The 7,437-nt window shown below is 68.7% G+C and carries 8 protein-coding genes; 5 read left to right on the top strand and 3 right to left on the bottom strand.

The window, feature by feature from the left end; all coding sequences use genetic code 11:
- The 3 genes from ACY0I8_RS14480 to ACY0I8_RS14470 form a co-directional block, all read right to left on the bottom strand.
- The coding region (locus ACY0I8_RS14480) for a type IV pilin protein (RefSeq protein ID WP_461395325.1) at positions 1–345 on the bottom strand (345 nt) is incomplete at its 3' end.
- A gap of 44 nt (positions 346–389) precedes the next feature.
- Entirely contained in the window at positions 390–821 is a 432-nt protein-coding gene (locus ACY0I8_RS14475; RefSeq protein WP_461395324.1) for a type IV pilin protein, read from the bottom strand.
- 94 nt (positions 822–915) lie between these two features.
- Positions 916–1,365: a type IV pilin protein gene (locus tag ACY0I8_RS14470; RefSeq protein WP_461395323.1), complete on the bottom strand. Its 450-nt coding sequence runs from the start codon at positions 1,363–1,365 to the stop codon at positions 916–918.
- Positions 1,366–2,040: 675 nt separating this feature from the next.
- On the opposite strand from ACY0I8_RS14470, the gene ACY0I8_RS14465 reads away from it, so the two are divergent.
- From ACY0I8_RS14465 to ACY0I8_RS14445, 5 genes are all read left to right on the top strand, one after another.
- A complete protein-coding gene (locus tag ACY0I8_RS14465; RefSeq protein WP_461395322.1) occupies positions 2,041–2,415 on the top strand; it encodes a nucleotidyltransferase family protein in 375 nt (124 codons plus the stop codon).
- A 160-nt stretch (positions 2,416–2,575) separates the two neighbouring features.
- A complete protein-coding gene (locus tag ACY0I8_RS14460; RefSeq protein ID WP_461395321.1) occupies positions 2,576–2,809 on the top strand; it encodes a hypothetical protein in 234 nt (77 codons plus the stop codon).
- A gap of 181 nt (positions 2,810–2,990) precedes the next feature.
- Positions 2,991–5,366, top strand: a complete 2,376-nt coding sequence (locus ACY0I8_RS14455; RefSeq protein ID WP_461395320.1) for a peptidase U32 family protein — start codon at positions 2,991–2,993, stop codon at positions 5,364–5,366.
- A gap of 181 nt (positions 5,367–5,547) precedes the next feature.
- A complete protein-coding gene (locus tag ACY0I8_RS14450; protein ID WP_461395319.1) occupies positions 5,548–7,209 on the top strand; it encodes an acyl-CoA mutase large subunit family protein in 1,662 nt (553 codons plus the stop codon).
- A gap of 46 nt (positions 7,210–7,255) precedes the next feature.
- Positions 7,256–7,437: cobalamin-dependent protein (locus tag ACY0I8_RS14445; protein WP_461395318.1), on the top strand; the 182-nt coding region annotated here is incomplete at its 3' end.

Here is a 7,437-nt window from a genome sequence, read left to right as displayed (position 1 = left end):
CTCGTTTTTCTCGTTGATGGTGAGAACGCCCGAGGGGGCACTGGCCTTCGGGGTGGCCGTGGCCTTGAACGAGGTGGCGATGTCGCCGGTGTCGCCGGCCTCGACCTTGTAGTCGTAGTAGAGGTCGTCGGGGTCTCCGGGTTCGAACCCGGGGAGATTTGCGACGAGGGCGCTCGTGTCGGCCCCGGCCACGTACGTTTTGTGATCGGCGTAGTACTGCTCTTCCAGAAGGCGGATGGTTTCCAAGTTGCTCTTTGCTTCGGAAACCTTGGCGCTCGACACGTACCCCCTGTACATCGGAACCGCGATCGCCGCCAGGATACCCAGGATGGCGACGACGATCATCAATTCCACCAACGTGAAGCCCTGACCTCTTTTCATTTGCCCGTTTACTCCAGAACAATGGTGACAGTACGCCCACCAAGGGGATTCCCGTTCTCGCCGTAGGCCGTCACGCTATAGGTGTTTGTCGCCGGGTCCTTTGTGATGACAACCGTTCCGGGTTCAGTGCCGCCTGTTGCAAAAGCATCCGTCGACGAGTTGTAGACGCTCGTCTTGCCCCCTTGGTTCAGCGCAGCGACGAAATCTGCCGCAGTATCCAAAAATGACTCCGCGCCCGCGTTCCTCTTTGCTATTTCGTTCCGAATGAGGCCCACAGCGGTCCGAAAATTTTCTTCCAGCACCGCTCGCTTGGACCTCGTCAGGTACCCCGTGTAAACCGGCAACGCCACGGCCGCCAAGATACCGAGAATCGCCACAACGATCATAACTTCGATCAGGGTAAAGGCGGCGGAAGATCGTCTAGTGCGTTGCATCACCATAGCGCCACCACCGGCATCGGCCGTGTTCGACCCGCAAACGAAACGCGCCCCCCGGCTCGTTCGCGATTCAAGAGCCGGGGGGCGGGAAGCCTGTTTACTCTACGATGATGACCGTATTGCCCTCGGCCGTCGAAGCGGTGCCGTCGAAGTCGGCCACAACCCGGATTGCGTCCCCCGCAGATGCGCCATTGATATCGACAACATTGATGCCCACCTGCCCGGCGCCGATTGTGGTAGCAGAATTCGTGAACGCGTCGAGGCTAGCATCGAAGGGAGACTTCTTGTCGCCCTCATTGAGGTCGGCCACCACGTCGTCCGTGACGTTGCCGGCGCCTGCAGCCTTTTTGGCGATCTCCGATTTGATGAAGTTCACGGCCACATCATAGTTCGACTTGGCCGCGTTCACCTTCGACCGGGCGATGTAGTTCAGGTACTGGGGGATCGCCACGGCGGCCAGGATGCCGAGGATGGCCACGACGATCATGAGCTCGATCAGGGTGAAGCCCTTGCGCTCTTTCATCTTGCTGCGAATCTTGCGGATCATGATGGTTCCTCCTTCGTTGGGTGTTGGGTTTGGGTTGCGTGGTCTGCGGGAGCCAGGGGCTCCCCCCGGTTGGTGGCTACGTCTCGGGCGGCGTCATCCTTGAACCTCCACCTCCTTTCCCCCCGTCCCTGGGTTCGTGTTCCTCCGAAAGCCTTCGGGCTACTGATCGTCCCCTGCCTTCGCTCGCTTTAGTAGCAACGGCCGTGCCAACGGCGATTTTTTCCGGCCACCCCAAAGCGCAACGACATGTGGGCCTTCGCTTTCACGCACCCCCGACATGTTGGGGTGCCGCCCGGGGCCTCCCGGGAACCGCTCCAAAACTGACAACCTGCGGCAGTCCCGGGTGACAAAAATCGTCACCCCCGGCCCCGTAGAAGCCCGGCAGGGGCGGTGGTAAGGTGGCTCGGTGCGAGTTCCCAGAACGCCAGACGAATCGGGAGAAGGCCGGACCGGGGCTCGCATGAGGGTTCCTGAAGTTCAGCGCGGGGCGGGTCCGTTCCCCGGGCGGCGAGAGTTCGGGGCCAATCTCCCTCTCCGGAATCTCAAGCGTCTTCCCGTGGCGTTCGTTGCGCACGTGGCGTGAGAATTGGTTTTGGATGTCTCGCCACGCCGCAGCGCCCGCGGCGCAAGTACCTGTGGCTGAAGGGACATGGGCCCGAGATTGGGGTAAGCCCGATGGTTCGGGAATACACCGAGGCGGAAAGGGCCCAATGGCGGCGGGCTGCGGAGGAGCGGGCGGCGCGCCGCGCCCGGGCGAGGGAGGCCCGGCGCCGGGAGGCGCTCGAGGTGGCGCGCCGCCTGGCGGAGGCGCTCCGCCGGGAGTTCGGCGCGACGCGGGTGGTGCTGTTCGGTTCGGCCGTGGAGGCCCGGTTCTTCCATGAACGGTCGGACGTGGACCTGGCCGCGTGGGGCATCGCCGAAGACGAGTATCTCCGGGCCGTGTCGCGGTGCCTCGCCGAGGACCCAAGGTTCTCGGTCGATCTCGTCCGGGCGGAGGAGGCACCGCCGCGGCTTCGGGAAACCATCGAGGAGGAGGGTGTGGAGCTATGACCGCGGCCTTGCGGGTGGTCCGGTATTGAACTCCCTCCGGAAATCGTGGCGGTCGTTGCGATCGTGGCGTGAGAATCGGTTTTGCCTCTCTCGCCACGCCGCAGCGCTCGCAACGAAAGGATGACGGGGGGTGGTTTCATGCGAACCGGGCGGAAGAATGATGATGAAGGATCTCAGAGTTCAGGTTGACGACGAACTCTTGGAGCGGGCCGCGGCGCGGGCGAAGGCTTTGGGGGTCAGCGTGGACCGGGTTCTGGTGGATGCGCTTCGGGCGTTTGCCGGAGGGAGGTCCAGGCCGGAACAGGCGCTCGAGGACCTACTGAACCTGTCGACGGAGTCCTGCAGTCGGCGCATCGGTGGAACCTGGGCGAGGGAAGACCTGCAGAGGAGGTAAATGAAGCGTCCCAAGGCCGTCGCCTAGGAAGAGGAACCCCGGGCCGAAGGTCCGGCCGGGAGGAGTGGCAGGACGGGCGCAGAGTGCGGCCCACGGGACAAAGTTCTCCGCACAACGGACGAAGGCGTGTCGGCCGCCCAGCCGCCTAGCGGCCTGGCCGCCCAGCGCGAAGCGAGATTCCATGAACAAACCGGAACTGGTGGCCCCGGCGGGGTCGGTCGAGGCGTTTTGGGCCGGCCTGGAGGCCGGGGCCGACGCGTTTTATCTGGGGCTCCGGGAGTGGAGCGCCCGCGGGCGGGCGAAGAACTTCGGTCTTGAGGACCTCGCCCGGGTGATTCCGGCGGCCCACGCCGCGGGACGGCGGGTGTACGTGACCCTGAACACCTTGGTGGACCCGGCCGACATGCCCCGGGTCGCGGGCGTGGTGTGGGATCTTCTGACCCTCGGGGTGGACGCCCTGATCCTGCAGGACCTGGGGCTCGCCAGGGTGTGCCGGGAGGCCTTCCCCGAGGCCCGGCTCCACGCCTCGACCCAGATGTCGGTCCACAACGCGGCCGGGGTGCGGGCCCTGGAGGAGATGGGGTTCGCCCGGGTGGTGCTGGGCCGGGAGTGCACGATCCCCGAGATCGCGGCGATCCGCCGGGAGACCCGGGCGTCGCTCGAGGTGTTCGTGCACGGGGCGCTTTGCGCCTCGGTGTCGGGCCAGTGCATGGCCTCGGCGCTCCTCCTCGGCCGGAGCGCCAACCGGGGCTGGTGCGCCCAGCCCTGCCGGTGGGGCTACCGCCGGCCGGCGGGGGAGCCGGACGGCGAGGAGACCGCTGCCGGGCGCCGGCCCCGGGGGAAGGCCGGACCGGCGACCGGCGACCGGCGACCGGCGATTCCGAAGGAGCACCACCCGCTCTCCACCTCGGACCTCTGCCTGATCGGCCGGGTGTGGGACCTGGCCCGGGCCGGGGCCGACGCGCTCAAGATCGAGGGCCGGCTCAAGGGCCCCGAGTACGTCCACACCGTGGTGCGGGCCTACCGGAAGGTGCTCGACGCGGACGAGGCCGACCGGGAGGCGGCCGTGGGCGCGGCCCGGGAGATGCTGGCGGCGGTGGCCGCGCGGCCGGCCTCGGAGGGGTACGCGGTGCACCCCCGGCCCCGGGAGGTGCTCCGGAAGGGCGGGGCGCCGGCTCTCGGCGCCCGGGTGGGCCGGGTGGTGCGGTGGAAGAAGGGGAACCTGGTGCTCTTCGCCGAAACACCGCTCCACCGGGGCGACCGGATTCGCATCCCCACCGGGGCGACCGGGCAGGGCGTGGATCTCACGCTCCGGGCGTTTCGGAAGAAAAAGGTGCCGGGCGGGTTCCGCTACGAGCTCGAGTGCGCCGAGGCCGTGAACCGGGGCGACCCGGTGCTTCGCACCAAGACCGCGGCCGGGGAGGAGCTGGAGCAGCGCTTCGCCAAGGAGGCCCGGGCCGCGGCCGGGCCCGAGGGCCGCGCCCTCCAGCTCACCCTTTCGTTCGGCCGGCAGGAGCTTCGGGTGCGGGCCGCCTGCGGGCCGGTGGAGGTGGACGAGACCTTCGGGGTCGAATGGTACGAGGCCGAGCGCCACCCCCTCGACTACCACACCCTGCACCAGCGGTTCGGCCGCTTGGGCGGCACCGGCTACCACCTGGCGGGGTTCCGGGTGGAGGGGGAGATCCCGCCGGTGGTGGTGCCCCCCTCGCGCCTGAACGAGATCCGCCGGGCCGTGGTGGCCCGGCTCGACGAGGCGCTCCGGGCCGAGGGGGAGCGCCGGGTCGCCGCGGTCGCGCCGCCCCGGGAGGCCCGAAACGCCGGGCCGGGGCTTCGGCTCTGGGTCCGGGCCGAGACGGCGAGGGCCCTGAAGGCCGCGGCGGCCGAGGGGCCCCACCGGGTGGTGGCCCTCATGACCACCGAGACCCTGCGGGCCCGGGAGCGGCTGGCCGGGGAGCTCGGGGGCCGGGATCGGATCGTGTGGGAGCTGCCGGCCTGGATCGCCCAGGCCGATCTCGCGCTCTACCGGGAGCGGCTCGAGGGCCTCGCGGCCGAGGGGTTCCGGGCGGTGTGCCTCACGAACCCGGGCCACCGGGACCTGGTGCGGGGCCTAGAGCTTGAGCTCCACGCCGGCCGGGAACTGAACGCGGTGAACCCCTGGGCGGCCGAGGAGTTGGCCGGATGGGGGTGCCGCACGGCGGTGGCGAGCCCCGAGGCCGAGCCGGAGGCGCTCGCCGGCTGGCCCCTGCGGCCCGTGGCCTACGCCTGGGGCCGGCCGCCGCTCTTCCTGACCCGCCTCGACCCGGCCGTGGTGTGGCCCGCGGACGAGCCCCGGACGGCCCAGGACGGCACCGAGCTCACCTGGTCGTTCGTGCCCCGGGCCCTGGTGCGCGATCCGGCCGCCCGGGTGTACCGCACCGAGCCGTTCTCGTGGCTCGACCGGGCCCCGGCCTGGCGGGAGGCGGGGGTAACCGACCTGCTCGTGGACCTCGGCGGCCCCACCCACCCGGGGGAACTCCCGGCCGCCCTCCGCAACCTGCGCCGGGCGTGGGAGGGGTAAGCATCGTTCTGGGGGGGCACTTCCCGGCTTCCCAGCCTCCTAGCTTCCCAGCTTTTTAGCCTCCCTTAAGATTTTCAATATTGCTGAAAAGGAGCGATCCTGCTACCCTGCCGGGCCAGCCCGTCGGAAGGGCCGGCGGGGTGGGTTTGAGGCGTCGTTTCGATCGCGGAGGGAGGCTTCCATGGACAAAGAGGCGATCCGCCAGCGCGTGGAGGCGTGGGAACAGGGGCCGGTGGCGAAAACGCTCAAGAAGTTCCCGGAGCGCCGGGAGAAGTTCCTGACCACCTCGGGCATCGAGGTGAAACGGGTGTTCACCCCGCTCGACGTGGACCTCGACGGGTACCTGGAGAACGTGGGGCTCCCCGGCGAGTACCCCTTCACCCGGGGCGTCCAGCCCACCATGTACCGGGGCCGGTTCTGGACCATGCGCCAGTACGCCGGGTTCGGCACGGCCGAGCAGACCAACGAGCGCTACCACTACCTCCTGAAGCAGGGCCAGACGGGTCTGAGCGTGGCCTTCGACCTGCCCACCCAGATCGGGTACGACTCGGACCACGAACTCGCCGAGGGCGAGGTGGGCAAGGTGGGGGTGGCCATCGACAGCCTCCGGGACATGGAGATCCTGTTCGACGGCATCCCGCTGGACCAGGTCTCGACCTCCATGACCATCAACGCCCCGGCCGGGATCCTGCTGGCCATGTACATCGCCGTGGCCGAGAAGCAGGGCGTGCCGAGCGACAAGCTCCGGGGCACCATCCAGAACGACATCCTCAAGGAGTACGTGGCCCGGGGCACCTACATCTTCCCGCCCGAGCCGAGCCTCAAGATCATCACCGACATCATCTCGTTCTGTAAGGAGCACGTGCCCGCCTGGAACACCATGTCCATCTCGGGCTACCACATCCGGGAGGCCGGCAGCACGGCGGTGCAGGAGGTGGCGTTCACGCTGGCCAACGCCATCGCCTACGTGCAGGCCGCCGTGGACCGGGGCCTCGACGTGGACGAGTTCGCGGGGCGGCTCTCGTTCTTCTTCAACGCCCACAACAACCTCTTGGAGGAGGTGGCCAAGTTCCGGGCGGCCCGCCGGCTGTGGGCCCGGATCATGAAGGAGCGGTTCGGCGCCAAGGATCCCCGGAGCATGATGCTGCGGTTCCACACCCAGACCGCCGGGTGCACCCTCACGGCCCAGCAGCCCGATAACAACGTGGTGCGGGTGACCCTCCAGGCCCTGGCCGCGGTGCTGGGGGGCACCCAGAGCCTCCACACCAACTCCCGGGACGAGGCCCTGTGCCTGCCCACCGAGGATTCGGTGCGGATCGCCCTGCGGACCCAGCAGATCATCGCCCACGAGTCGGGCGTGGCCGACTCGGCCGACCCCCTGGCCGGGTCGTACCTGGTGGAGGCCATGACCGACGAGATCGAGCGCCGGGCCAAGGAGTACCTGGACAAGATCGACGACATGGGCGGGGTGATCAAGGCGATCGAGGCCGGGTACATCCAGCAGGAGATCGGCGACGCCGCCTACGCCTACCAGAGGGCCGTGGAAAGCGGCGAGCAGATCGTGGTGGGCGTGAACAAGTTCCAGATCGAGGAGGAGCTCCCGAAGAACCTCCTGCGGGTGGACCCCGAGGTGGAGGCCTACCAGCGCCAGAAGACGGCCCGGGTGCGGGCCGAGCGCGACGCCGGGGCCGTGGAGAAGAGCCTCCAGGCCCTCCGGCAGGCCGCCACCGAGGGCGCGAACGTGATGCCCCCGATCCTCGAGGCCGTGAAGGCCTACGCCACCCTGGGCGAGATCTGCGACGTGCTCCGGGGGGTGTACGGCGAGTACACCGAGGCCACCTGATCCGATCGGTTTTTTCTTTCGACCTTTGACCCGGGAGGGTTGTGAGATGGCGCAGAAGAAGATTCGCGTGTTGATCGGCAAGCCCGGCCTCGACGGCCACGACCGGGGCGCCAAGGTGGTGGCCCGGGCCCTTCGGGACGCCGGCATGGAGGTGATCTACACCGGCATCCGCCAGACCCCCGAGAAGATCGTGGCCGCCGCGATCCAGGAGGACGTGGACGTGGTGGG

The sequence above is a fragment of the Deferrisoma sp. genome, assembly GCF_054681715.1.
This window is presented reverse-complemented; position numbering and strand designations above follow the sequence as displayed.

Excerpts from the sequence above, each read along its gene's own strand:
- ACY0I8_RS14475 (WP_461395324.1), bottom strand. The coding sequence starts at position 821 with ATGGTGATGCAACGCACTAGACGATCTTCCGCCGCCTTTACCCTGATC.
- ACY0I8_RS14470 (WP_461395323.1), bottom strand. The coding sequence starts at position 1,365 with ATGATCCGCAAGATTCGCAGCAAGATGAAAGAGCGCAAGGGCTTCACC.
- ACY0I8_RS14465 (WP_461395322.1), top strand. The coding sequence starts at position 2,041 with ATGGTTCGGGAATACACCGAGGCGGAAAGGGCCCAATGGCGGCGGGCT.
- ACY0I8_RS14460 (WP_461395321.1), top strand. The coding sequence starts at position 2,576 with ATGATGAAGGATCTCAGAGTTCAGGTTGACGACGAACTCTTGGAGCGG.
- ACY0I8_RS14455 (WP_461395320.1), top strand. The coding sequence starts at position 2,991 with ATGAACAAACCGGAACTGGTGGCCCCGGCGGGGTCGGTCGAGGCGTTT.
- ACY0I8_RS14450 (WP_461395319.1), top strand. The coding sequence starts at position 5,548 with ATGGACAAAGAGGCGATCCGCCAGCGCGTGGAGGCGTGGGAACAGGGG.